Below are 25,339 nucleotides of genomic sequence, written 5' to 3'. Positions count from 1 at the left end.
CCGTGACGATAACTCCGCAGGTGGTGGGCTGCGCGGCGGAACGCACAGCAGTAACGGGACCGGGCCCCGCACGACACACGGACGAAACCCCACGCCCTCCACCCGCCCGCACGAGCCCACCCTCGCTTCGGGCTGACCGCTCGCTCGGCGCCCCCGGCATCCGCTACCCGCTACCCGCGGCACATCCCTGCCCGGCACCCCCGTATGCACGGCCACCCCGCACACCGCGGGCCGCCCTAGTTCGGCGGTTCGCGGTGGGCGGGGTGGTGACGTCGTTCGAGGGGGTGTGCCGGAGGGCCGCCCCGGATGTGCTCGGGGCGGCTGCCTTCTTACTGCATGACCGCCATGGCGAGCGCACGGCGGGCACGCAGGGACACGCGCTCCGCCCGGCGCTGCATCCGCCGGGCGGAGACCAGGTGGTGGGCCCGGCGCTCCGTCTCGGCGGTGGAGAGGCGGTCGTGCATATGCGCACGTGCCAGGGCTTCTGGGATGAGTTGCATCTCGCGGTTCCTGTTCTGACGCGAGTCGTTCGCGCCGGAGTTCGTGACGTCGAGCGTGGCGGAGCCGACGGGCTCCTTCGTGGGGGTGGTCATGGGTGCCTGATTTCGCGGGTCATGAGTGTGGGGGCGGTCGATGGTGCCGACCAGGTGCAGTACTGCGGGAGCCATGGCTCCCAGGTCGGCGGTCACGCCGCGACCGGGTGCTTGCGCGGACGGCCGCGGGGCCGCTTGCGGGCCACGACGACGCCCTGGACGAAGAGCTCGCCGCCCCAGACGCCCCAGGGCTCGCGGCGCTCCTGGGCGCCGGCGAGGCATGCCTCGACGAGCGGGCAGGTCCGGCAGAGGGACTTGGCGTACTCGACGTCGGCGGGCGACTCGGCGAAGAAGACCTCCGGGTCGTAGGAGCGGCAGGGCACCGGGGTGCCGAGGTTCTCGATGGCGTCGTCGAGAGCAGTGAGGGTGGTGAGGGGCAGCAAGGTGGGGTCCTCCGTGGAACCGGGCGGGACGAGCGAGGGGGAAGGCGGTACGGACGGGGCGTGCGCTTGGAGTTGCACGGTGAGTGGTGTCCTCGTCTGGTCGTTCCGGCTGTTGGCCGGTTGTCGGCTGGTACCAGGTACTGCTGGTCCCGAGGCTCCTTCGTTCCGTCTCATCCGTTCGGACAAAACAAAAGGGCCGCGGATCCCGAGTGGGGTTCCGCGGCCCTGAAGGCGCCGGCCTGATGCTGCATCAGGCTGGATCGCTCCAGGGTTCAGGCCCACGGAAGGCCCACATCGTGTGGTGGTGCGTCGTCTGCTTCTTGCTTCCGAATCCGGCACCGGCTGCCGCGAAGGCATAGGCCTGAGCCTGATCCGCCTTCGCTCCTGCTGCCGCCGATGCCTGGATCGGTCGCTCATTGCGCTCTCGGACTACCGGCAGGGACGCCAGAGGGAGCGGACGCACGGCAGAGATGCCGGACAGACCGGTGCCGAGAAGCGAGACATCCGAGGAGCCGAGAAGGCCGAGTGAGCATGCGGAGACGACGGGGAGATCGGTCAATTTGACGGTCTTGATGATGCTGATCACTTCAATCGCCTCCTCTCGGCGTCTCGAGGGACCGGCCGGGGCCGGTCCTGCTTATTCGGATGGGTACAGACAAGTACAGCACGGAAGGCGGGCTTCGGAGAAGCCGCTGTTTCCGTGGTTAAGAACCTATGGTGGCGACTGGTGCGGGCGCAAACTATTTTCCCGACGAGTTTTCCTCAGCTCTCGCCGGCACCCTCGCCGCTTCCCTCGTCCAGGTCCTCACCTGCGCAGATGGCCAGTACATCGCTACCGAAACGGCCCATCTTGCGACTCCCGACGCCTGCGATGGTGACGAGTTCGCGTTCACTGCCCGGGACGGCCTCCGCGATGGCCATCAGGGTCTTGTCGGTGAAGACGCACCAGACGGGCTGAGAGAGTTCCCCGGCCCGGACGGCACGCCAGGCGTGGAGCCGTTCGTAGAGCGCCTCGTCCATGTCGGAGGGGCAGTCCTCGCAGCGCATCAGTTTCATCTCGCCGGCCTCGGTCAGTGTCCGGCCGCAGACCCGGCACCGCACCGGGCCCCACTTCTTGCGCTGGACGGTGCCCTCGGTGCGCGTGGTCGTGGTCGCCGCGGTGCCCGTACCGCGGTCGATGCCTCCGCCGCCCCCGGCTCCGCCCCGGGCACCCGCCCCGGACCCGGTCCTGAGTCCGTTGAGGAAGCGGGTGGGCCGGCGGCCGGCCCGCCCTCCTGGCGAACGGGACACCGCCCAGGAGAGCGCCAGGTGGAAACGGGCGCGGGTGATCCCGACGTACAGGAGCCGGCGCTCCTCCTCGACCTGCTCGTCGGTCTTGGCGTAGGCGATCGGCATCATGCCCTCGGTCAGCCCGACCAGGAACACCGCGTCCCACTCGAGCCCCTTGGCCGCGTGCAGCGATGCCAGGGTGACGCCCTGGACGGTCGGCGCGTGCTGGGCGGCCGCGCGCTCGTCGAGTTCCCGGACGAGATCGGCGAGGGTCGCGTCGGGTTTCGCGCGTTCGAAGTCCTCGGCCAGCCGGACGAGCGCGGCCAGCGACTCCCAGCGGTCGCGCACCGCTCCGGAGCCGGCGGGCGGCCGGTGCGTCCAGCCCTGGGTGGAGAGCACGGCCCGCACCTGGGAGGGCAGTCCCTCGGCGCCGTCGAGCAGGGTGTCGTTCCCTCCGGCGCGGGCGGCGCCGCGCAGGGCCACCCACGCCTCGCGGACCTCCCGCCGCTCGAAGAACCGCTCGGCCCCGCGCAGCTGGTAGGGCACCCCGGCGTCGGCGAGCGCCTGCTCGTAGACGCCGGACTGGGAATTGACCCGGTAGAGGACGGCGATCTCTCCCGCCGGGACCCCGGCGGCGATGAGGTCGCGGATACGGCGAGCGGTTCCCTCCGCCTCGGCCGGCTCGTCGGCGTACTCCGTGTAGACGGGTTCCGGGCCCTTTTCGCGCTGGGACACGAGTTCGAGGCGGTGCTCGGCGGCCCGTCCGCTCGCCTGGCTCAGCAGGCCGTTGGCGAGGTGGACGACCTGCGGGGTGGAGCGGTAGTCCCGGACCAGCTTGACCACGGTGGCGTTCGGGTGGGCGGTGCGGAAGTTCAGCAGGTGGTCCGGGGTGGCGCCGGTGAAGGAGTAGATCGTCTGGCTGGCGTCGCCCACGACGCAGAGGTTGTCCCGGCCGCCGACCCACAGGTCGAGCAGCCGCTGCTGGAGCGGGCTGACGTCCTGGTACTCGTCGACCACGAAGTGCTGGTACTGGGCACGGACGTTCTCGGCGATGTCCTGGCGGTCCTGGAGGATCGCAACGGTGAGCAGCAGTACGTCCTCGAAGTCGATCACGGACCGGTCGCGCTTCAGCTGCTCGTACGTCGCGTAGATCTTGGCGAGCTCCGCAGGATCACGGGGGGCGTCGCGGAGGCTCTTCGCCACGGCGGCCGGGTAGTCGGCGGGAACGGTCTGGGTGACCTTGGCCCACTCGATCTCGCTCGTGGCGTCACGGAGTTCGTTGCGGTCGAGACGGATCTCGCAGCGGGCCGCCGCCTCGGCGACCAGCTGCACCTTGCGCTCCAGCAGCCGGGGAAGGTCACCACCGACTGCTTTCGGCCAGAAATACTGGAGCTGGCGCAGCGCGGCTGAGTGGAACGTACGCGCCTGCACCCCCGACGCGCCGAGCTGGCGGAGGCGTCCGCGCATCTCCCCGGCGGCCCGGTTGGTGAACGTGACGGCCAGCACGGTCGACGGCTGGACGATCCCGGCGCGGACGCCGTACGCGATGCGGTGGGTGATCGCACGCGTCTTGCCCGTGCCCGCTCCGGCCAGCACGCACACCGGCCCGTGCGTGGCGAGGGCGACCTCGCGCTGCTCGGGATCGAGCCCTTCCAGGACCGCGTCCGGGGACTCGGGCACCTGGGGGAAGAGGGTGGAATGCGTTGCTGCTGTCACCCTGCCATGCTGCCAGGTCGCCGGCGGGCACCGGGATCGTTGTCCACAGGGGTGATGCATCCGTCATACCGGATGCATCCGTCATACCGGAAGGGCCGACGGTCGGCGGTCGGCGGACGGCGCACGGCGCACGGCAAGGGCATCCCACCGGGCCGGGAATGGTGGCAGGTGCCCGAGCGTTGATCCAGCGGGCACCACGTCCGCCCTCCCTCCCCGGGTACGCGGCGCGGAGACCCGGAGACCGCACCTTTTCGGCCTTTTCCGGCTTCGGGTGTGCGGCGAAACGGACGAGACGACCAGAGGAGCACCAGCGACATGCCGGGCACTGTGACGATGTACAGCACCACGTGGTGCGGCTACTGCCGCCGCCTCAAGGGCCAGATGGACCGCGAGGGCATCGGGTACACCGAGATCAACATCGAGCTGGACCCCGAGTCGGCCGCCTTCGTCGAGAAGGCGAACGGCGGAAACCAGACGGTTCCCACGGTCCGGATCGTTCCCGCGCAGGGCGGTTCCGAGGTCGTCATGACCAACCCCAGCCTCGCCCAGGTGAAGCAGGCGCTCGGCGCCTGACCGCCGCACGCGCCACACGCCGTACGGCGCACGGCGTTCACCGCACGGAACGCAGCACGGAACACAGCGCATGAGGCCCCGCCCGGTGAAGATCCGGGCGGGGCCTCGTGCGTTGTGCGGGTGAAGGACTCTCCTGGGGGAGCAACGTGTGCCGCCGAGGGAGTGGCACGGCCGTCCCGACCACGGCCCCTCCCGACCGCTGCCCGCGTCAGCCCATCGGGCGGGCCTTCGGAAGCGGCTTGCCGTACCACATCTCGATGAGCCGGGCCGCGATGGAGATGCCGTTGGGGGGCAGTACGGCGCCCGACTCGAAGGCCTCCGTCAGTTCGTCGCGGGAGAACCAGCGGGCTTCCTCGATCTCGTCGCCGTCCACGTCGATCTTCGAGGTGATCGCCCGTGCCATGAAGCCGAGCATCAGGCTGGAGGGGAAGGGCCAGGGCTGGCTGGCGACGTACTCGACATCGCCGACGGTGATCCCGGCCTCTTCCAGCACCTCGCGGGCCACCGACTGCTCTATCGACTCACCCGGCTCCACGAACCCGGCGAGGGTCGAGAACCGGCCTTCGGGCCAGTGCACCTGGCGGCCCAGCAGGGCGCGGTCCTGGTCGTCGATGACCAGCATGATGACGGCGGGGTCGGTACGGGGGTAGTGCTCGGCGCCACATGCCTGGCAGCGGCGGATGTGCCCGGCCGCCGCGATCATGGTGCGTTCGCCGCAGCGGGAGCAGAAGCGGTGCAGCCGCTGCCAGTTCTCCAGGGCGACGGCGTGGACCATGAGACCGGCGTCCCGGGCGCTGAGCAGGAGGCCCGCCTCACGCAGTCCGGCCGGCCTGGCCTGCTGGTCCATCCGGCCGGGCAAGGAGTCCTTCTGGAGGGCGAAGTAGCTCACCCCGTCCTCGTCGGTGCCGAGGAAGTAGCGGTGGGTCTCGGTCATGGGGGCCTCGAAGGCCGGCGTCATGACGATCTCGGTGCCGCCGTCGGCGGTGTCGTCGACCAGCACCTGGCCGCCGGACACCACGAAGACCTTGGTGGTGGGGTGGCTCCAGGCGACGGCGAGCCACGCCTCGTCCAGACGGTGGTGGGCCGCGCGGTCGATGCCGCTCGGTGCGGTCAGGCCGATGGGACGGGCGATGTGGTCGGTGTCGAAGGTACTCACAGTTCTTGCTTCCTACTCCCCCGGGGCGGATCGGGTGCTCAGTTGTTGCGGCGGAGTGCGGCGGCCAGCTCACCCCAGAGATGGGCGGTGGTCTCCACGCCCTTGAAGAGGAGGCCGAGCTCGACTTTCTCGTCGGGTGCGTGCCAGCCGTCGGACGGTACGGAGATGCCGAGGAAGAGGACGGGCGCGCCGAGCACGTCCTGGAGGTCGGCGGCGGGACCGGAGCCCCCCTCGCGGGTGAAGAGGACCTTCTTGCCGAACGCCCGTCCCATGGCCCGGGCCAGTGCCTGGAGGGCGGGATGGTCGAGCGGGGTCAGACAGGGGCGGGTCGCGGGCGAGAAGGTGATCCCGTGACGGATGCCGGGCGGGACCCGGTCCTCGGCCCAGGTCCGTACGAGCTCCTGCACCCGGTCGGGGTCCTGGCCGGCGACCAGCCGGAAGCTGATCTTGACCAGGGCGGAGGAAGGGATGATCGTCTTGCTTCCGGCGCCCTGGTAGCCGCCGCCGATGCCGTTGACCTCGGCGGTGGGCCGGGCCCAGACGCGTTCGAGGGTGGAGTAGCCGTCCTCGCCGGAGGCGGCTGTGGACTTGGCGGTGCGCAGCCAGGTGGCTTCGTCGAAGGGAAGCTCGGCGAAGAGGGCGCGTTCGGCGTCGGTGAGCTCGGCCACGCCGTCGTAGAAGCCGGGGACGGCGACGCGGCCCCGCTCGTCGTGGAGGGCGGCGACCAGTCGGGCCACGGCGGTCGCCGGGTTGGGGACGGCGCCCCCGAACGATCCGGAGTGGATGTCCTGCTCGGGCCCGGACAGCTCGATCTCGCATTCGGCGAGGCCGCGCATGCCGGTGCAGACGGTCGGGGTGTCCTCGTCCCACATGCCGGTGTCGGAGACGATCACGGCGTCGGCGGCGAGGCGGTCGGCGCGGTCCTCGATCAGGGCGCGGAAGTGCGGGGAGCCGGACTCCTCCTCGCCCTCGATCAGGAGCTTGAGGTGGACGGCCGGGGTGGTGCGGCCGGTCGCTGCGAGGTGGGCGCGGACGCCGAGTGTGTGGAAGAACACCTGGCCCTTGTCGTCCGCGGCGCCCCGTCCGTACATCCTGCCGTCCCGGACCACCGGTTCGAACGGGTCGGTGTGCCAGCCGTCCTCGCGTGCGGCCGGCTGCACGTCGTGGTGGCCGTAGACCAGCACGACGGGGGCCTCGGGATCGTCGGAGGGCCACTCGGCGAAGACGGCCGGGGCACCCGGCGTCTCCCAGACCTCACAGACCGGGAATCCGGTCTCCCTGAGCTTGCCGGACAGCCATGCGGCGCTGCGCCGTACGTCCTCGGCGTGCTCCGGCTGGGCGGAGACGGAGGGGATGCGGAGCCATGCCGCGAGGTCTTCGAGGAAGGACTCGCGGTGCTGCTCGATGTACGGCTGGACGGCGCTGTCCGGGGTGTCGCTCATGCCATTGAGCCTAACGGGCCCGCGCGGGTGGCTCGTCCAGCAGCAGTCGCTCCAGCTCCGGGCGGCCGGGCAGCGAGCGGGGCCGGACGGTCTCCCCGGTGCGTACGTAGAGGAAGGTGGCTGTGACGGATTCGAGCGGCAGGTCGTGGAGTTCGGCCCAGGCGAGCCGGTAGACGGCGAGCTGGAGCGGGTCGGCGGTGCGGTGGCGGCTGGTCTTCCAGTCGACGATCTCGTACGAACCGTCCTCCGCCTGGTACACCGCGTCGATCCGGCCCCGGACGACCCGGCCGGCGAGCGAGATCTGGAACGGGGTCTCGACCCGGTACGGGGTGCGGCGGGCGTACTCGGTCCGTTCGAACGCCTCCTTCAGCTCGGCGAGCTCGCGCTCGTCCGCGATGGCGGCGTCATCGGCGTCGCCGTCACCGGCGCCGCCGGGGAGTTCGTCGGGGCCGAGCATCGGCAGCGGGAGCTCTTCGTAACGGGACTCGACCCAGGCGTGGAACCGGGTGCCCCGGCGGGCCGCGGGCTGCGGCGGGCGGGGCATCGGGCGGGCCAGCTCGCGTGCGAAGGCGTCCGGGTCCTCGGCGAGGAGGAGGAGCTGGGTGGCGGAGAGCGAGGCGGGTACGACGACGTCCCGGACGGTGGCGCGGGCGCGGCGCAGCTCCCCCGCGAGGGCGTCGAGGTCGCGGTCCCAGGAGGCGAGGGTGCGGCTCTCCTCGGGGGTCAGCTCGCTGGGCGGCCGGGCGGCGGGGATGTACGGATGGGGGGCGTCGGGGGCCTCGACGGCGGGCCGGGCGGCCTCGACGACGGGTCCGGGAGCGGCTTCGGCGGGGGACTGCGGGGTCTCCTCGGGACGGTCGGTGGCGAGGGAGTCCCAGTCGTCCCAGTCCGGCTCCTCGGAAGGCTCCTCGAACGGCTCGTCGTACGCCTCCTCCGCGTCGCCTCCGGCCGGGGCGGGTTCCGGCTCGGTGTACGGGAGCGCTTCGCCGCCCGCCCACGCGTCCAGGTGTGCGAGGACCGTGTCGCGGGCGGCGCGGCGGCGGGCGGTCGCGGTGGCGTCCAGGGGCAGCGGCCAGGCGATGTCGGCGTCCTGTCCGGCGAGTGCCGGGTTCTCCTCGTCGGCCGCCGGCTCGTCCGCCCAGACCTCGATCTCGCCGTGTCCGGCTACGCAGTGCTCGTACAGCGCGTCGAGGAAGGCCGAGGGGCCGCGGGTCTTCTTCTGCGAGGGGCCCCACCAGTGGCCGGAGCCGAGCAGCAGGGAGCGGGGGCGGGTGAAGGTGACGTAGCCGAGGCGGAGTTCCTCGGTGTGCTGGTGCTCCTTCATCTCCTGCTGGTACGCCTTGAGCGCCTTGGCGTCGTAGGAGTCCAGCGCCGGGAGGGTGGCCGCGTCGCCGCGCAGGGCGTGCGGGAGCACCCTCGCCCGGGACGTCCAGGACTCACGGGCGCGGCTGCTGGGGAACTGGCCGGTGACCAGACCGGGTACGGCGACGACGTCCCACTCCAGGCCCTTGGACTTGTGGGCGGTGAGCACCTTGACGGTGTTCTCGCCGCCGGGCAGGGCGTTGTCGAGCCCCTTCTCGTACTGGGCGGCGGTCCGCAGGAAGCCGAGGAACGCGAGGAGGGTGGCCTCGCCGTCGAGGGAGGCGAAACCGGCTGCGATGTCGAGGAAGTTGGCGAGGGTTTCCCGGCGGCGGGCGGCGAGCGCGTGCGGGGAGGCGGACAGCTCGACTTCGAGCCCGGTGGTGGAGAGGACCCGGTGCAGTACGTCCATCAGCGGGTCGGCCAGCGAGCGGCGCAGGTCGCGCAGTTCGGCGGCGAGACGGGCGAACCGGACCCGGGCCTCGGGGGAGAACGGCAGTCCGTCGTCCTCGTCGCCGCCCTGGTCGAGGAAGGTGTCCAGGGCGTCGGCGAGCGAGACGATCTCGGCCGGGTCGGTGCCCTCGACGGCTTCGGCGAGCCGCAGGTCGGCGTCGCCGTCCCCGTCTCCCGAGGAGGCCCGGTGGACGAGGAGGCGGGCCCGGCGGCCGAGCAGGGCGAGGTCGCGGGGGCCGATGCGCCAGCGCGGGCCGGTGAGCAGCCGGACCAGGGAGGCGTTGGCCCCCGGGTCCTGGAGGACCTCGCAGACCGCGACCAGGTCGGCGACCTCGGGGAGGTGGAGCAGTCCGGACAGGCCGACGACCTCGACGGGGACGTCACGGGCCACCAGCGCGGCCTGGATCTGCGGGAAGTCGGAGGCGGTGCGGCAGAGCACGGCGATCTCGGCGGGCTGGGTGCCGGTGCGTACGAGGTGGGCGAGGGAGTCGGCGAGCCAGTCGATCTCCTCGGCGTGGGTACGGAGCAGGGCGCAGCGGACGGTGCCGTCGTGTTCGGCACCGGGGGCGGGGCGCAACGCCTCGACACCCTCGTGCAGGGCGCGCAGCGGTTCGGCGAGGCCGTTGGCGAGCTGGAGGAGGCGTCCCCCGCTGCGGCGGTTCTCGCTGAGGCTGTGACGGGTGGCGGGGGTGCCGTCGGCGTGCGGGAAGTGCTGGGGGAAGTCGTCCAGGTTGGCGACGGAGGCGCCGCGCCAGCCGTAGATCGCCTGGCAGGGATCGCCGACGGCGGTGACGGCGTGGCCGGTGCGACCCGCCGGGCCGTGGCCGAAGAGGGCCGACAGCAGCAGTCGCTGGGCGACGGAGGTGTCCTGGTACTCGTCCAGGAGCACCACCCGGAACTCGTCGCGCAGCAGGGCCCCGACCTCGGGCCGGGTGAGGGCCAGCTCGGCGGAGAGGGCGATCTGGTCGCCGAAGTCGACCAGGTCCCGGCCGCGCTTGGCCTGCCGGTACCGCTCGGTGAGGGTGAGCAGTTCACCCCGGGCCCGCGCGGTCTCGGGGAGCTTGCGCAACTGTTCGTTGGAGAGCTTGACGCCGTCGAGCGTACGGAGGAGGCCGGTGTCGTACGCGGCGAGGGCGTCCGGCTCGACCAGGTGCTCGGCCAGCTCCGCGTCGAGCGCGAGGAGGTCGCCGACCAGGGTGGGGAAGGAGTGGGTGAGCTCCGGGTAGGGGCCCGGGGCGTCCCGCAGCACGCGGGCGGCGAGCTGGTACCGGGTGGCGTCGGCGAGCAGCCGGGTGGTGGGTTCGAGCCCTATCCGCAGCCCGTGGTCGGTGAGCAGCCGGCCGGCGAAGGCGTGGTACGTGGAGATGCTCGGCTCACCCGGCGGGTTGTCCGGGTCGATGACGTCGGGATCGGTGACCCCGGCGGCCACCAGGGCCTTGCGGACGCGTTCGGCGAGTTCACCGGCGGCCTTGTTGGTGAAGGTGAGGCCGAGGACCTGTTCCGGGGCGACCTGGCCGGTGCCGACGAGCCAGACCACGCGGGCGGCCATCACGGTCGTCTTGCCGGAGCCGGCCCCGGCCACGATCACCTGCGGGGCGGGCGGCGCTGTGATGCAGGCCGTCTGCTCCGGGGTGAAGGGGATGCCCAGCAGCTCCTTGAGCTGCTCGGGATCGGTGAGACGTGAGGACACCCCAGAACGGTAACCGGGCGCACCGACATCGCGCCCCGGACCGTGTCCGCCGTCACCCCGGACCCGCGCGTGGCTCCCGTCACGCCGGACCGCCCGTGGCTCCCGTCACGCGGGCGCCCCGCGACCCCGGACCACACCGTCACTCCACCACGTGCCGTCCCTCGGGCTGGGCGCTGCACGAGGCGCGGAAGGCGCAGTGGCCGCAGTGCGTGCCGGTCGTCGGGGTGAAGCGTTCGTCGAGCACGCGTCCGGCTGCGGTGGCGAGCAGGTCGGAGACCCACTCCCCGGCGAGCGGTTGCTGGGCCTGCACCTGGGGCGAGGTCGCGCCGCCCTCCTTGACGGGGGCGGGGCGGCGCAACTGGACGAGTTCGGCGCCACCGGGTTCGGGGCGCCGGCCGCCGAAGACCTCGTCGACGGCGCCTTCGCGGACGGCCAGCTGGTAGACGGCGAGCTGGGGGTGGCGGGCCACCTCGTCCTTGGTGGGCGCCTGCTTGCCGGTCTTGAAGTCGACGACGTACGCCCGGTCCTCGGCGTCGCGTTCGACGCGGTCCATGGAGCCCCGGATGCGGACGGCGTGCTCCCCCGCTTCGAGGGTCACGTCGAAGTCGTGCTCCCCGGCGACGGGGGTGCGGCCGGAGCGGTCCATGACGTGCCAGTGGAGGAAGCGCTCGAGGGCCGCGCGGGCCTGACCCTTCTCCTGGTCGGATTTCCACGGGGCGTCGAAGGCCAGGCCGTTCCAGACCGTGTCGAGCCGTTCCATGAGGACGTCCAGGTCGGCGGGGGTACGGCCGGAGGCCACCTCGTCGGCGAGTACGTGGACGACGTTGCCGAACCCCTGGGCGGCGGTGGCGGGGGCGTCGGCCTTGACCTCGCGGCCGAGGAACCACTGGAGCGCGCAGGTGCGGGCGAGCTGGTCGAGGGCGCTGCCCGACAGCACGACGGGCTGGTCCCGGTCGCGGAGCGGGACGGCGGAGCGGGTCGGCTCGTCCAGGCCCCACCAGCGGTGCGGGTGGGCGGCGGGCACCAGCGGGCGGTCCTCGTCGTCGGTGAGCGCGGCGAGCCGGGCCAGCCGCTGGGCGGCGGCCCCGCGCAGCGCCTCGGACGCCGCGGGGTCCACGGTGGTGGCGCGCAGTTCGGCGACGAGGGAGGCGACGGCCAGCGGCCTGCGGGGGCGGCCGGTGACGTCGCGGGGTTCGGTGCCCAGTTCGGCGAGGAACCGGGACGGCTGGTCGCCGTCGTCGGCCGGGGCCTTGACCGCGGTGACGATCAGGCGTTCGCGGGCGCGGGTGGCGGCGACGTAGAAGAGCCGGCGTTCCTCGGTGAGGAGCGCGCCGGGCGTGAGGGGTTCGGCGAGTCCGTCGCGGCCGATCCGGTCGGCTTCCAGCAGGGAGCCCCGGCGGCGCAGGTCGGGCCAGAGTCCCTCCTGCACCCCGGCGACCACGACGAGTCGCCACTCCAGTCCCTTGGAGCGGTGCGCGGTCATCAGCCGGACCGCGTCGGGGCGGGCGACCCGGCGCGACAGGGTGTCGGCGGCGATGTCCTGGGCGTCCACCTCCTCCAGGAAGTTGAGAGCCCCGCGCCCTCCGGTACGTTCCTCGGCCCGCGCGGCGGTCTCGAAGAGGGCACACACCGCGTCCAGGTCCCGGTCCGCGTTGCGCCCGCCCGCGCCACCGCGGAGCGCGGCGCGTTCGAGGCGGCTGGGCCAGGGGGTGCCGTTCCACAGGGTCCAGAGCGCCTCTTCGGCGGTGCCCCCTTCCTGGAGCAGGGCCCTGGCCCGGGTCAGCAGGGTGCCGAGGCGCTGGGCGCCCCGGGCGTAGGCGGGGTCGTGGGTGGCGAGGCGTTCGGGTTCGGCGAGGGCCAGCGCGAGCAGTTCCCCGGAGGGCGGCGGTACGCGGTTCCCGGCGGCCCGCTCGTCGTCGCGCAGCGCCCGGCCGAGGCGGCGCAGATCGGCGGCGTCCATGGCGCCGAGGGGGGAGGTGAGCAGGGTGAGGGCGGTCTCCTCGTCCAGGACGCCCGAGCCCTTCGCCGGGGAGGTCCGCGCACCGGAATCCGGTCCGGGCCCGGCCGTGCCGGGCGCCGGTGTACCGGACGTCGACGTGCCGGACCCGGACGTGCCGAACTCCGGTGTACCGGGCCCGGCTGCGTCCGGGACCGCGTCCGTATCCGGGCCCGCATCCGGGCCGGCATCCGGGCCCGCATCCGGGTCCGCGCCCACGACCGCGCTCGCGTCGGCGGGGGGCGGCTGCCGCAGGGCGGCCTCCGCCACCGCGCGCAGGGCGGTCAGCAGCGGGGCGACGGCGGGTTCGTGGCGGAGCGGGAGGTCGTCGCCGTCGACTTCCAGCGGTACCCCGGCGGAGGTCAGCGCCCGGCGCACGGAGGGCATCGAGCGGCCGCCGGCGCGTACCAGGACGGCCATCTCGTTCCAGGGGACGCCGTCCTCCAGATGGGCGCGGCGCAGCAGGTCGGCGATGTTGTCGAGTTCGGTGGAGGCGGTCGGGTAGGTGTACACCTCCACCTGGCCGCCCTCCCGGACCGCGGAGAGCTCGCGGTGGGCGCGCACCTTCTCGGCGGGCAGCCGGGTGAGCGGCATCCGGCGGGTGAGCAGCCGGGTCGCGGCGAGCAGGCCGGCGCCGGAGCGGCGCGAGGTGGTGAGGACGCCGACCGGCGCGGGTGCCCCGTCCGCACGGCGGAAGGTGTCGGGGAAGTCGAGGATGCCGTTCACGTCGGCGCCCCGGAAGGCGTAGATGGACTGGTCCGGATCGCCGAACGCGATCAGCGTCCGGCCGCCGCCCCGCGCCCCGGCCCGCACTCCGGCGCCCGCCCCGGCGGAGTCGCCGGCGTGCTCGCCCGCGCCCGGGCCGGTACCCGTCCCGCCCGGCGTACGCCCCACACGGTTGCCGGCCAGCGCGTGCAGCAGCCGCACCTGCGCCGGGTCGGTGTCCTGGTACTCGTCGACGTACACGGCGTCGTACTCACCGGCCAGTCGCTCCGCGACCTCGGGACGCTCGGCGAGCAGGACCGCGCGGTGGACCAGCTCCGCGTAGTCGAGGACGCCCTGCGCGTCGAGCACGTCCAGGTACTCGGCGAGGAACTGGGCCGCCGCGCCCCAGTCGGGGCGCCCGGTCCTGCGGGCGAAGTCGGCCAGGGCGTCCGCGCCGAGTCCCAGCTCGCGGCTGCGGGCCAGGACGGCGCGCACCTCGTCGGCGAAGCCGCGGGTGGTCAGGCAGGCCCGCAGTTCGTCGGGCCAGCGGACGTGGGCGAGGCCGGACTTCTCCAGGTCGAGCTGGCCCGCCAGCAGTTCGCGGACGGTGACGTCCTGTTCCGGACCGGAGAGCAGGCGCAGCGGGTCGGCGAAGAGGTCGGCGTCCTGGTGGGCGCGGACCAGGGCGTAGCAGTACGAGTGGAAGGTGGTGGCCTGCGGTCCGCGCGCCGCGCCGAGCCGGGCCGCCATCCGGTCGCGCAGTTCCACGGCGGCCTTGCGGCTGAAGGTGAGGACGAGGATGCGGGCCGGGTCCGTGCCGGCGGTCACCCGTGCGGCGACGGACTCCACGAGCGTCGTGGTCTTGCCCGTTCCGGGACCGGCGAGCACCAGCAGCGGCCCCCCCGGGTGGTCAACCACCGCGCGCTGTGCCGCGTCCAGCACAGGGGGCTCCACCGACCCGGGGGGCGTGCGCACCAGCCGGTACGCGCCCGGCGCCCGCCGTCGCGTCTCGCGGGGCGGGGCCTGCCGGGTGGTGGAGGAGGAGCTCAATGGTTCGCCGGTCCTGTCGGTGGTGCGCTGACTGGTGGTGCGCCGGCCGTCGCACCGGGCGGTGCACGGTCGCGGATCGGGGCGGTCCTGCCGGAGCGGTCAGGGGCAGTTCGGTCGGTTCGGAGCGGTTCGGCGGGGCGGTTGGTGGCGAGGTACGGAGAGGTGCGCGGATGAACGCGGTACGGCAGGGACTCGGGTCCGCGCCGGGCATCGACGCTACGCCAGTGACGGCGCGGGCGGAGACGGGTCGGCTGCGTCGCTCGTCACGGGCCCGGCGGACCGCGGTCGGCCGGGGGTGTCCCGCTCCCGCGCGTTCACGCCCGGCGGCGCGCGGGATACGGGACCCGAAGAGGGAGACTGCCGGGTCCCGATGGCCGAAGCTGTCAGGTGTGAGCTTCCTCGCCCCCGTCCGGCCCGGCTGTCCCGCCGTGCCCCCCGGTCCCGCCGTCCCACCGCGCGCGCCGCATGTCGATCCGCGGCAGATGCCCGTCCGCCGACCGGGCGGCGTCGCGCAGCGGTGTGCCCTCGTCGCGGTAGCGCGCCAGCGCGCGCAGTTCGTGCCCGGGCAGCAGCGTGCCGTCCGACCGTACGACGCGCCACCACGGCACCGCCGATCCGTGGAGCGCCATCACCCGGCCGACCTGGCGCGGGCCGCCGTCGCCCAGCCACTCGGCGACGTCGCCGTAGGTCATGACGTGGCCGGGCGGGATCAGGTCGGCGACGTCGAGGACCCGCTCGGCGTACTCCGGGAGCTCGGCGTGGGCCTGCGCGGCAGGGGCACCGGCGGTGCCCTCGTCCTTTGCCGACGTGCGGTGGAGGGCGGCGTCGTCCACGCCGTGGCGGGGCGTCCGGTCCTGTCTCATCCGTCCCATCTTGCCGTACGCCACCGACACCGGGGTCCCCGTCCGGACACTCCCACCGGTCCCGGCGGCGAGCGCGGCCACCCCACCGCCCGGACCACCGAGGGGAGCGGAGGCCGGACCGCCGACAGGACAGGGGGCCGGACCGCAGGCCCGGACCGCCCACGTGCGCAAAGGAGCGAATCACTCCCCTCGCGCGCGGGGGGAGTGCACCCTGATGACTCCGCGTGTCCTGGCGCCGTGCCACCATCGTGCGGGCGGTGACCGGTGATACGAGAACACGAAGATCGACCAGATGCGACGAAGGAGCAGGGCGTGCAGCCATCCAGGGCGGCGGACGCCTCCGATGCCGACTCGCAGCCAGGTGGTTCCGGCTCCGCGCCGGAACCCGCCGGTGACCCCGCCGGGCCCGCCCGTACCGGAGAGCCCGAACACGTCGGAAACGCCGCTGACGCCTCAGGCGCCGCAGACGCCAGGAGCTCCGGCGAGGCGCCCGGCGCACCCGGGGAGGCTCCCGGCCCCCCGCGGCTGACCGGTTCGACCCGGGCGGGCACCGGCGACGGGCCCAGCGGGCGTGTCTCGGGCGACGAGCCGCTGCTCGCAGCCCGGGTGCACCGCCCGTCCGACCTGATGCGGCTGCTCGTCGGCGTGCTCGCCATCGCGGTGCTGCTGGCGGTCGCCGCCTTCGCGCAGGGCACCACGACGGGCCTGGAGGACGACATCTCCCGGGGCACCGAGCAGGCGCCCGACCTCCTGATCAAAATCGCCGGGCTGGTGTCGAGCATCGCGGTGCTGCTCGTCCCGGTCGCCTTCGCCATCGAGCGTCTGATCAAACGCGACGGTCTGCGCATCGCGGACGGGGTGCTGGCCGCCGTGCTCGCGCACGGGGTGACGCTCGCCACCGATCTCTGGGTCTCCCGGTCCGCCCCCGGCTCCATCCAGGACGCGCTGACCCAGCCGCAGCCCGGACACGCACTCACCGACCCGGTGCACGGCTACCTCGCGCCCGTCATCGCGTACATGACGGCGGTGGGCATGGCGCGACGCCCCCGCTGGCGGGTCGTGCTCTGGGTGGTGCTGCTGCTCGACGCGTTCGCCATGCTGGTGGGCGGTTACACCACACCGTTCTCGATCATCCTCACCGTACTGATCGGCTGGACCGTCGCGTACGGGACGCTGTACGGAGTCGGCTCCCCGAACGTCCGGCCCACCGGCCAGCACCTGATGGCCGGGCTCCGGCACGTCGGTTTCCGGCCGGTCGCCGCGCTGCGCGCCGACGAGGCGCCCGAGAACCCGGACCGACAGGACCGGGGGCGGCGCTATCTGGTCACCCTGGAGGACGGCCCGCCGCTCGACGTGACGGTGGTGGACCGGGAACAGCAGGCCCAGGGGTTCTTCTACCGGGCCTGGCGGCGGCTCACCCTGCGCAGCATCACCCAGCGGCGTTCCATCCAGTCGCTGCGCCAAGCCCTGGAGCAGGAGGCGCTGCTCGCGTACGCGGCCATCGCGGCGGGGGCGAACGCGCCGAAGCTGATCGCCACCTCCGAGCTGGGTCCGGACGCCGTGATGCTGGTCTACCAGCACATCGGCGGGCGGTCGCTGGACTCGTTGGAGGACGCGGAGATCACCGACGAGCTGGTGCGCGGCGCCTGGGAACAGGTGCGGTCGCTGCAGTCTCGGCGGATCGCGCACCGCAGGCTCGCGGGGGACTCGATCCTGGTGGACGCCTCGGGCACCGTGTACGTCACCGATCTGCGCGGCGGCGAGATCGCGGCCGGCGACCTCGTCCTGCGGATGGACGTGGCCCAGTTCCTGACCACGCTCGGTCTGCGGGTGGGGGCCGAGCGGTCGGTGGCCGGGGCGCTCGCCGTGCTGGGGCCCGACGCGGTGGCGGGCTGTCTGCCGCTGCTCCAGCCGATCGCGCTGACCCGCTCGACCCGGGCGACCCTGCGCCGGCTCGCCCGCGAGCGGGCGCAGCGGGACCGTGAGGCGGCGCTGGAGGCTTCGGACGCGGCACGCCGGGAACGGGCGGAGTCGGTCTCCTCCACGATGGCGTCTCCCTCGGACCGGAAGACGGAGCGGAAGTCGCAGCGTACGGAGAAGCAGGCCGAGAAACGGGCTCTGGACGACGCACGGGAGGAGGCCCGCGAGGAGGACCTGCTCACGCAGATCCGCCGTCAGGTCCTGCTGATCCGTCCGCAGGCCCCGGTCGAACCGGTCCGCCTGGAGCGCATCAAGCCGCGCACCCTGCTGAGCTTCATCGCCGGATCCATCGCCGCGTACTTCGTGATCTCGCAGATCACCCAGGCCGACTTCGGCACGGTCGTGGAGCAGGCCGAGTGGGGCTGGGTGGCGGCGGCGCTGGGCTTCTCGGCGCTGAGTTACGTGGCGGCGGCGATGAGCCTGCTGGGCTTTGTGCCCGAGCGGGTGCCGTTCCGGCGCACGGTACTGGCGCAGGTGGCCGGATCGTTCGTGAAGATCGTCGCTCCGGCCGCGGTCGGCGGGGTGGCGCTGAACACCCGCTTCCTCCAGCGCCAGGGGGTGCGGCCCGGCCTCGCGGTCGCGAGTGTGGGCGCCTCCCAGCTGTTCGGGCTGGGCTGCCACATCCTGCTGCTGGCCCTGTTCGGTTATCTGACGGGTACGGAGAAGACGCCGGACTCGCTGACCCCGTCCCGTACGGTCATCGCCGGGCTGCTCACGGTCGCGGTGCTGGTGCTGGTGGTGACGGCGATCCCGTTCCTGCGGAAGTTCGTGGTGACGCGGGTGCGGTCGCTGTTCGCGGGGGTCGTGCCGCGCATGCTGGACGTGGTGCAGCGTCCGCAGAAGCTGGCCACCGGCATCGGCGGCATGGTGCTGCTGACGGGGTTGTTCGTGCTCTGCCTGGACGCGTCCATCCGGGCGTTCAGCGGGCCGGACGTGCCGCAGCTGTCGTACGCGAGCATCGCGGTGGTCTTCCTCGCGGGCAACGCCCTGGGCTCCGCGGCGCCCACCCCGGGCGGCATGGGCGCGGTGGAGGGGGCGCTGACCCTCGGTCTCATCGCCGTCGGACTGCCCAAGGAGGTGGCGGCGCCGGCGGTGCTGCTCTACCGCGTGATGACGCTCTGGCTGCCGGTCCTGCCCGGCTGGATCTGCTTCAGCCAGCTGACGCGCAGGGGCCAGTTGTAGCCGTTCTCCCGCCCCCGCGCGGGGCTCTCGGGGCGGGTGCGGCCACGGCTCAACTACCGTGGCCGCACACATGTCGGGCCGGGGCCGCACCGCCCCGGCATCGGGGAGGACGACGACACGATGCACACGCACACGCGCGCCCACCGCGTCACGGCCCTGGCGACCGCGGCGCTGCTCGCCGCGGTCGCGCTGGCGGGCTGCGACGGCGCCACGAAGGACGACGCGACGGGCGACAGCGGCGGGGCCACCCCGAGCCGGGCCCCCTCCGCACCGGCGACCGCGGCGCCCGGACCCACCGCGCTGCCGGCCGCGCTCACCTCGCAGAGGCCCGACTGGAAGAAGTGCGCGGCCCCCGAGGGCGGTAAGGCACCCGGCGGCTCCTGGCGCTGCGCCACCGTCCAGGTGCCGCTGGACTACCGGAAGCCGGACGGGGACACGATCGGCATCGCGCTGATCAAGCGTCGGGCGACCTCCACCAGGGAGCGGATCGGCTCGCTGCTCTTCAACTTCGGAGGCCCGGGTGGCTCCGGGGTGGGCACCCTGCCGCTGGCCGCCGGTGATTACGGCAGGCTCAACTCCCGGTACGACCTGGTGAGTTTCGACCCTCGCGGGGTCGCCGCCAGCGAGGGGGTGGAATGCCGCGGTGACGGTGAGACCGAAGCGTCCCTGAAGCGCGTCGACCTGACCCCGGACACACCGGCGGAGGAGGCGGCCTTCATGAAGGACGGTGCGGAGATCGGCGCCGCCTGCGAGAAGAACTCCGGCAAGGTCCTGCCGTTCCTGACGACCACCAACACCGCCCGCGACATGGACCTGATCCGCCAGGTGCTCGGCGACCAGAAGCTGTACTACTTCGGCATGTCGTACGGCACCGAGCTGGGCGGCACGTACGCCCACCTCTTCCCCGGACACGTCGGCCGGGGGGTGCTGGACGCCGTGGTGGACCCCACGGCGGACACCGTCGGACATGCCCGGAACCAGGCGGAGGGCTTCCAGCGCGCACTGGGGAACTACCTCGAGGACCGGGGCGAGGACCTGGAGGCGGGGAGCGCGCGCATCGCCCGGCTGCTCGCGAAACTGGACAAGAACCCGCTGCCGACCGATTCCGGCCGCATGCTCAGCGAGTCGCTCGCCGTCATCGGCATCGTGACCCCCCTCTACTCGCAGAGCGACTGGCCCCTGCTGACGCAGGCGCTCGACGAGGCGGAGGACAACGGCACCGGGAACACGCTGCTGGCGCTGGCCGACTCGTACAACGACCGTGACGAGAACGGGCACTACGGCACGATGGCGCAGTCGCAGCGGGCCATCTCCTGCGCGGACAGCAGCGCGCGTCCGACCGTCGACGACGCGCGGGCGCTGCTGCCCGAGTTCCGGAAGCTCTCCCCGGTCTTCGGCGCGTTCCTGGCCTGGGACACCGCGGGCTGGTGCGCGAACTGGCCGGTGACCGGGGAGCACGACACCCCGGAGGCGAGCGCCCCGGGTGCGGCGCCGATCCTGGTGATCGGGACGACCGGGGACCCGGCGACCCCGTACGAAGGGGCGCCGCGGATGGCGGACGAGCTCGGCAAGGATGTCGGCGTACTGCTCACCAACAAGGGCGAGGGACACGGCTCCTACGGCAACGGCACCTGCGTGACCGCGCGGACGGACTCCTACTTCCTGGACGGGAAGGTCCCCGCGGACGGCTCGACCTGCTCGTCCTGACCCGTACGAAAGCACGAGAACGCGCGGGAGCGCACGGGAATGTCACGGAGCGCACCGGGAGGGGCCGCAGCACGGAAACCCGTGCTGCGGCCCCTCCCGGGAAAACCCTGGCCTGCGGGGAAGCCTCTAGTAGACCGGCTTCGACGGCTCGATCTGGTTGACCCAGCCGATGACGCCGCCGCCCACGTGCACCGCGTCGGCGAAGCCCGCCGACTTGAGGACCGCGAGGACCTCGGCGCTGCGGACACCGGTCTTGCAGTGCAGGACGATGCGCTTGTCCTGCGGCAGGCCCTGGAGGGCGTTGCCCATCAGGAACTCGTTCTTCGGGATCAGCTTGGCGCCCGGGATCGAGACGATCTCGTACTCGTTCGGCTCGCGGACGTCGATGATCTCGATCTTCTCGTCGGCGTCGATCCACTCCTTGAGCTGCTTGGGAGTGATCGTGGAACCGAGCGCCGCCTCCTGCGCCTCCTCGGACACGACGCCGCAGAAGGCCTCGTAGTCGATGAGTTCGGTGACGGTCGGGTTCTCGCCGCAGACCGCGCAGTCCGGGTCCTTACGGACCTTGACCTGGCGGTACTGCATCTCCAGCGCGTCGTAGATCATCAGCCGGCCGACGAGCGGGTCGCCGACACCGGCGAGCAGCTTGATGGCCTCGGTGACCTGGATGGAGCCGATGGACGCGCAGAGCACGCCCAGCACCCCGCCCTCGGCGCAGGAGGGAACCATGCCCGGCGGGGGCGGCTCCGGGTAGAGGCAGCGGTAGCAGGGGCCGTGCTCGGACCAGAAGACGGACGCCTGTCCGTCGAACCGGTAGATGGAGCCCCAGACGTACGGCTTGTTCAGCAGTACGGCCGCGTCGTTGACGAGATAGCGGGTGGCGAAGTTGTCCGTGCCGTCCACGATCAGGTCGTACTGGGCGAAGATCTCCAGCACGTTGTCGGCTTCGAGCCGCTCCTCGTGCAGGATCACGTTCACGTACGGGTTGATGCCCAGCACCGAGTCCTTGGCCGACTGGGCCTTGGAGCGGCCGATGTCGGCCTGGCTGTGGATGATCTGGCGCTGCAGGTTCGACTCGTCCACCTCGTCGAACTCCACGATGCCGAGCGTGCCGACACCGGCGGCGGCCAGGTACATCAGGGCCGGCGAGCCGAGGCCGCCCGCGCCCACACAGAGCACCTTCGCGTTCTTCAGCCGCTTCTGTCCGTCCATCCCGACATCCGGGATGATCAGGTGGCGGGAGTACCTGCGGACCTCATCGACGGTGAGCTCGGCAGCCGGCTCGACCAAGGGTGGCAGCGACACAGGAACCTCAACAATGCAGGTGGTCGGTTTATACGTACTTCACGTGCGTACGGTTGTTCTCCCGGTAACACTGTCACGCCCCCGCTCATTCCGAGATACCCGGTCCGATCCGCGAGACGATTTCGTCCCAGTAGCCGGGCAGTGCCGCGAATGGGTCGGTTTGTCTGCTGCGGCCGTCGCGGTCGGTGAAGAAGATCGTGCCGGCGCCCTGCCAGCGCGCGATGCGCATCGCCTCGTCCAGATGGGTACGGGGGACGCCGTGGACGAAGTGCGCGAACCGTTCGGGCGGGTACTCGGCGGTCCACTGGGCCACCTGCGACCAGCGGTAGTCGGGCCAGGCCCCCCGGAAGGTGACGAGTTGGTCGGCGGCCTCGGCGTAACCGGGGTAGGGATGGGTGCCGAGCCCCAGCACGATCCGGCCACCGTCGCCGTCCGTGCACCCCCGGACCGCCTCGCTCTGCGCGACGAGTTCGCGCAGGGTGGCGGTGAGCCGCCGGACCGCCGGGAGGCCGGCCCGCTCGGTGGGGCAGCGGCCGAGGTAGAAGCCGCCGACCCGGTACCAGTCCAGGAACCGCTGGGCGTCCACGACCAGATCGCCGAACGGCCGTGCCCCGTGCACCAGATCGAGGTGTCCCAGCAGCCGGCCGCCCGGGGCGGGGGCGCCGGGGGCGCACCCCTGAAGGGCGCGCTCCCGGGCGTCGTACAGCTTTCCGGCGGCTTCCAGGCAGTGCGGATCGGGCCGGGTGCCCGGCCCGTCCGCGATGTTGAGGACCGCCCAGTGCAACGGCGTGCCGGGGCGGGTAAGTTCCGCCCACTCGGTGGGAGCGAGCAGCGGATGGGCGTACCCCGGCACACCGAACCCCATCGGCTCGTCCCCGCTCGTCCGGCGAGCCGTTCCGGTGCCGGTCAGATGCGGCACGCCGCCTCCATCCAGATGTCGGCCAGGGACTCCTCCAGGTTGATCCGGGCGCGCCAGCCCAGTCGGTCGCGGGCGGTACGCACATCGGCCTGCTGCCAGGCGCCGCACCCGTCCGGGTACGGCGACGGGGTGGCCGCGAGGTGGTCCATCACCGACTCGCCGGAGGTGCGCTGGGCGCCGATCGGGATGCGGTGGGGCGGCACCTCCAACTCGTGCAGCACACCGGCGAAGCCGGAGACCCGGGCGAGGACCGCCGCGGCGTCGCGGAGCCGGACGGCCCGGCCGGTCCCGATGTTGACGACACCCTGGGCGGCGGAGAGCGAGGCCGCGTGCACCGCACGCGCCACGTCCCGTACGTCCACGAAGTCGCGCTGCACCCCGAGGCCGCTGAGTTTCAGCTCGCCGTCGCCGGACTGCATCGCGCGGCGCATCGCCTCGGCGAGCCGGCCGAGCGGGGAGCCGGCCGGGGTGCCGGGGCCGACCGGCGAGAAGACCCGCAGCACGACGGCGTCGAGGCCGGAACCGAGGACGAGTTCGGTCGCGGCGAGCTTGCTGACGCCGTACGGACCGCCGGGGCGCGGTACGGCGTCCTCCGCGGTGGAGGACCCGGGCTGCGAGGGACCGTACTCCGAGGCGCAGCCGACCTGGACGAGCCGCGCCCCGCAGCCGCTGCGGCGCAGCGCCTCGCAGACGGTGGCGACCGCGACGGTGTTGTGCCGGGTCAGCTCGCGGGCCTGGCCCCGGGTGGCCCCGGCGCAGTTGACGACGACCCCTGGGTGGACGGCGTCCAGGAAGCGGGTGAGCGCCCCGGGGCTGCCGCCCGCGAGGTCGAACCGTACGTCGGCGTCGTCGCCCCGGCCGAGGGCCGTCAGGTGGACGGCCGGGTCGGCCAGCAGGCGGTCCGCGACGAAGCGGCCGAGGAATCCATTGGCGCCGAGCAGCAGAACCCTCATCGTGCGCTCCCTGGGTGCCGACGGCGGGTGGCCGGTGCGGCGGGTCGGCGGGTCATGTCCGGTTACTCCTTGATGGGGAAGGCGTGTGCGGTGTGGGCGACCCGCGGCGTCGGCTCCGCGGGTCTGCGAGGTAGGTACGGGCTGGTACGGGGTCGAGCGGGGTAGTACGGGCTGGCATGGGGCGGTGCGGCCTGCACGGGGTGGTGCGATGTGGCGCCCGTGGCGCCCGGTGTGCGCGGGGTCGGCCGCGTGGGCCGGTCGGTGCGCGTCGGGGTCGGGGCGCGTCGGGTCAGTGCGGGTGGTGGGCGGAGGCGCGGGAGAGCGCGACGGCTGCGTGCGCCAGCAGCCCGAGAGCGGCCCCGCCGCAGGCCAGGGCGGGCACGGCGCCGGTACCGGCGGCCGCGACGAGCACGTCGACGGGCCGGGCCAGCAGGTCGAGGCCGGGCAGCCGACCGCCCAGCACGAGGACGGGGGCCGCCGCCTCGACCGCGCAGGCAGCGGCCAGCGCGGTGACGGCGGGAGCGGGCAGGCCGTGCGCCGTCTCCAGCCGGGCGAGGAAGAGCAGCAGCCCGAGGGCGTAGGCGGAGAGCGGTACGCCGTGGCCGCCGTACCCCAGGTCGGCGAGGAGCATGAGCGGCAGGAGAGCGGCGAGGAAGAGCGCGGCGCTCGTCAGCAGCACGGGTCTCCCCCCCGCGCCGAACTCCTCCAGCCTCCGGCCGGCGGCGAGTCTGCGACGGGCGTGCACGGCGAAGAAGTGCGCGCACCGGGTGGCGGGGACCACGGCGAGGGAGAGGCCGAGGAGCGGGGCCGGGGTACCGGGCCAGTGGCCGTCCGGGCCGCCGCTGAGGACCTGGGCGAGCAACTCCTCCCCGTACACCGCGTAGCCGAGGAGCCAGCAGGTGTAGAGCGCGGTCCGGCCGGAGCCCGCCGGGGCGCGCAACGGGCCGGTGGCCACGGCGGACCGGAGCGTGAGGAAGACCAGCAGAGCGCCGGCCGCCGTCAAGGCGTTCCGCGCGCCGGTACCGAGCGCCCCCTCCGTCAGCCGGAGCACCCCGACCGTGGCGAGGCAGGCGGCCCCGGGCAGCAGGGCGTGCAGGGTCCAGGCGGCACGGTGGTCGGGATCGTCGGGCGTCCCCCGGACGGCCACCGGCACCCGGCCCGGCCCGGTGACCGTCCGGGGGACCCGGGCATAGAGCTCCTCGGCCGACGAGAAGACGTCCCGGTGGCGGTAGCGGGCGGCGGCCCGGTCGGTGATCCCGTGCACCTCCGGACCTGCGGCGATCTCCAGCGGATCGACGGCGCGTGCGCGGAGCTCGCGATGGTGCCCGCCCCCGTCCGTGGCCGGGGGCGGGGTCGGGGTCGGGGGCGGGGCGCTCCAGAGCGGCGCGGTCCGTACCCGCCCCACCTGCGGCGGCAGGCTCACCCACCCGAGCTTCTCCTGGCGGGCGGAGCGGCTCAGCGCGTAGAGGTCGAACTCGTGCTGGGGAAGACCGCGTACCAAGCGGTCGCACCACAGTCCGGACTCACCGTCCGCATGCGGATAGCCACCATCGGTGAGCAGGCCGATACGCACGAGTACACCCCCGATCTCCCATGTGGGTGGCCACCGTTGGCCGGTGACCAGCGTCGGGACGACCGTAAGCGGATACGCCGGGGGTACGACGGACGGTTGTCCGTCACGCCACCAGAAGGGGTGAACCGGCGTAACTTTCCCGGCCTCCGCGCGTTTCGCCGCGAAACGGCCCCCGGGAGAGGCCCCCGGCGGGCCGCGGCGAGCTCCTCGCGCGCCGCCCGCCGGGCCGCCGCCACCTCCGGATCGAGGGCGGGCACGGCCGCCAGGAGCTGCCGGGTGCACGGGGCGCGGGGCGCACGGGGCGCCGTACACCCCGTCGACGGCACCCTGTTCGACGATCCTGCCGCGGCGCATCACCGCGACCCGGTCGCCGACCTCACGGATCACTCCAGCCGGGGGCGCGATCCGAGGGTCGCGCGGGAGGCGCCGGGGAGGGGTGCGCACGGCGGCCCGCACGCGACCGGGCAGGCAA

At 73.3% G+C, this 25,339-nt stretch carries 16 protein-coding genes and 1 pseudogene; 3 read left to right on the top strand and 14 right to left on the bottom strand.

Annotated features, from left to right (window positions below; all coding sequences use genetic code 11):
- Nucleotides 1-329 precede the first annotated feature (329 nt).
- The 4 genes from ACFYPN_RS04230 to ACFYPN_RS04215 all read right to left on the bottom strand — a co-directional run bounded on the left by ACFYPN_RS04230 (nucleotide 330) and on the right by ACFYPN_RS04215 (nucleotide 3,961).
- Nucleotides 330-653, bottom strand: a complete 324-nt coding sequence (locus ACFYPN_RS04230; protein WP_389296942.1) for a hypothetical protein — start codon at nucleotides 651-653, stop codon at nucleotides 330-332.
- A gap of 32 nt (nucleotides 654-685) precedes the next feature.
- Nucleotides 686-1,054 (bottom strand): WhiB family transcriptional regulator, encoded by a 369-nt coding sequence (locus ACFYPN_RS04225; RefSeq protein WP_358762195.1) that lies wholly within the window; start codon nucleotides 1,052-1,054, stop codon nucleotides 686-688.
- A 172-nt stretch (nucleotides 1,055-1,226) separates the two neighbouring features.
- The gene (locus tag ACFYPN_RS04220) at nucleotides 1,227-1,562 is read right to left on the bottom strand and encodes a hypothetical protein (RefSeq protein ID WP_358762193.1); all 336 of its coding nucleotides are present in this window, start codon (nucleotides 1,560-1,562) and stop codon (nucleotides 1,227-1,229) included.
- Nucleotides 1,563-1,738: 176 nt separating this feature from the next.
- A complete protein-coding gene (locus tag ACFYPN_RS04215; RefSeq protein WP_358762192.1) occupies nucleotides 1,739-3,961 on the bottom strand; it encodes an ATP-dependent DNA helicase UvrD2 in 2,223 nt (740 codons plus the stop codon).
- A 315-nt stretch (nucleotides 3,962-4,276) separates the two neighbouring features.
- On the opposite strand from ACFYPN_RS04215, the gene ACFYPN_RS04210 reads away from it, so the two are divergent.
- Nucleotides 4,277-4,534 carry a glutaredoxin domain-containing protein gene (locus tag ACFYPN_RS04210; RefSeq protein WP_266708857.1) on the top strand — a complete coding sequence of 86 codons (258 nt, stop codon included), beginning with the start codon at nucleotides 4,277-4,279 and terminating at the stop codon, nucleotides 4,532-4,534.
- Nucleotides 4,535-4,742: 208 nt separating this feature from the next.
- Here ACFYPN_RS04210 and nudC read toward each other — a convergent pair whose 3' ends face one another.
- The 5 genes from nudC to ACFYPN_RS04185 form a co-directional block, all read right to left on the bottom strand.
- The gene (nudC, locus tag ACFYPN_RS04205) at nucleotides 4,743-5,690 is read right to left on the bottom strand and encodes an NAD(+) diphosphatase (protein ID WP_358762190.1); all 948 of its coding nucleotides are present in this window, start codon (nucleotides 5,688-5,690) and stop codon (nucleotides 4,743-4,745) included.
- A gap of 38 nt (nucleotides 5,691-5,728) precedes the next feature.
- A complete protein-coding gene (locus tag ACFYPN_RS04200) occupies nucleotides 5,729-7,132 on the bottom strand; it encodes a dipeptidase (protein ID WP_358762188.1) in 1,404 nt (467 codons plus the stop codon).
- A 10-nt stretch (nucleotides 7,133-7,142) separates the two neighbouring features.
- Nucleotides 7,143-10,634: a UvrD-helicase domain-containing protein gene (locus ACFYPN_RS04195; RefSeq protein WP_389296644.1), complete on the bottom strand. Its 3,492-nt coding sequence runs from the start codon at nucleotides 10,632-10,634 to the stop codon at nucleotides 7,143-7,145.
- A 139-nt stretch (nucleotides 10,635-10,773) separates the two neighbouring features.
- Nucleotides 10,774-14,385, bottom strand: coding sequence for a UvrD-helicase domain-containing protein (locus tag ACFYPN_RS04190; RefSeq protein WP_389296643.1), 3,612 nt, complete (start codon nucleotides 14,383-14,385; stop codon nucleotides 10,774-10,776).
- Nucleotides 14,386-14,768: 383 nt separating this feature from the next.
- Nucleotides 14,769-15,248 (bottom strand): MGMT family protein, encoded by a 480-nt coding sequence (locus ACFYPN_RS04185; RefSeq protein ID WP_358762182.1) that lies wholly within the window; start codon nucleotides 15,246-15,248, stop codon nucleotides 14,769-14,771.
- 312 nt (nucleotides 15,249-15,560) lie between these two features.
- Here ACFYPN_RS04185 and ACFYPN_RS04180 point away from each other — a divergent pair, with 312 nt between their 5' ends.
- Both ACFYPN_RS04180 and ACFYPN_RS04175 read left to right on the top strand, forming a co-directional pair.
- Entirely contained in the window at nucleotides 15,561-18,410 is a 2,850-nt protein-coding gene (locus ACFYPN_RS04180; protein WP_358762180.1) for a lysylphosphatidylglycerol synthase domain-containing protein, read from the top strand.
- A gap of 120 nt (nucleotides 18,411-18,530) precedes the next feature.
- A complete protein-coding gene (locus ACFYPN_RS04175; protein ID WP_389296642.1) occupies nucleotides 18,531-20,117 on the top strand; it encodes an alpha/beta hydrolase in 1,587 nt (528 codons plus the stop codon).
- 126 nt (nucleotides 20,118-20,243) lie between these two features.
- On the opposite strand, the gene moeZ is transcribed toward ACFYPN_RS04175, so the two are convergent.
- From moeZ to ACFYPN_RS04150, 5 genes and pseudogenes are all read right to left on the bottom strand, one after another.
- Nucleotides 20,244-21,422 (bottom strand): adenylyltransferase/sulfurtransferase MoeZ, encoded by a 1,179-nt coding sequence (gene moeZ / locus ACFYPN_RS04170; RefSeq protein ID WP_358762176.1) that lies wholly within the window; start codon nucleotides 21,420-21,422, stop codon nucleotides 20,244-20,246.
- Between the two features lie 85 nt (nucleotides 21,423-21,507).
- Entirely contained in the window at nucleotides 21,508-22,341 is an 834-nt protein-coding gene (locus ACFYPN_RS04165; protein WP_358762174.1) for a spherulation-specific family 4 protein, read from the bottom strand.
- On the bottom strand, nucleotides 22,329-23,294 hold the full coding sequence (locus ACFYPN_RS04160; protein WP_358762172.1) for an NAD-dependent epimerase/dehydratase family protein: 966 nt from the start codon (nucleotides 23,292-23,294) through the stop codon (nucleotides 22,329-22,331). The genes ACFYPN_RS04165 and ACFYPN_RS04160 overlap by 13 nt, the downstream gene beginning before the upstream one ends.
- 289 nt (nucleotides 23,295-23,583) lie before the next feature.
- On the bottom strand, nucleotides 23,584-24,867 hold the full coding sequence (locus ACFYPN_RS04155) for a DUF3492 domain-containing protein (RefSeq protein ID WP_389296641.1): 1,284 nt from the start codon (nucleotides 24,865-24,867) through the stop codon (nucleotides 23,584-23,586).
- 191 nt (nucleotides 24,868-25,058) lie between these two features.
- Nucleotides 25,059-25,272 (bottom strand): annotated as a pseudogene (locus tag ACFYPN_RS04150) (ABC transporter ATP-binding protein); the annotation flags it as partial.
- Nucleotides 25,273-25,339 lie beyond the last annotated feature (67 nt).

The sequence above is a fragment of the Streptomyces sp. NPDC005576 genome (genome assembly GCF_042871745.1).
Classification (GTDB): domain Bacteria; phylum Actinomycetota; class Actinomycetes; order Streptomycetales; family Streptomycetaceae; genus Streptomyces.
This window is presented reverse-complemented; position numbering and strand designations above follow the sequence as displayed.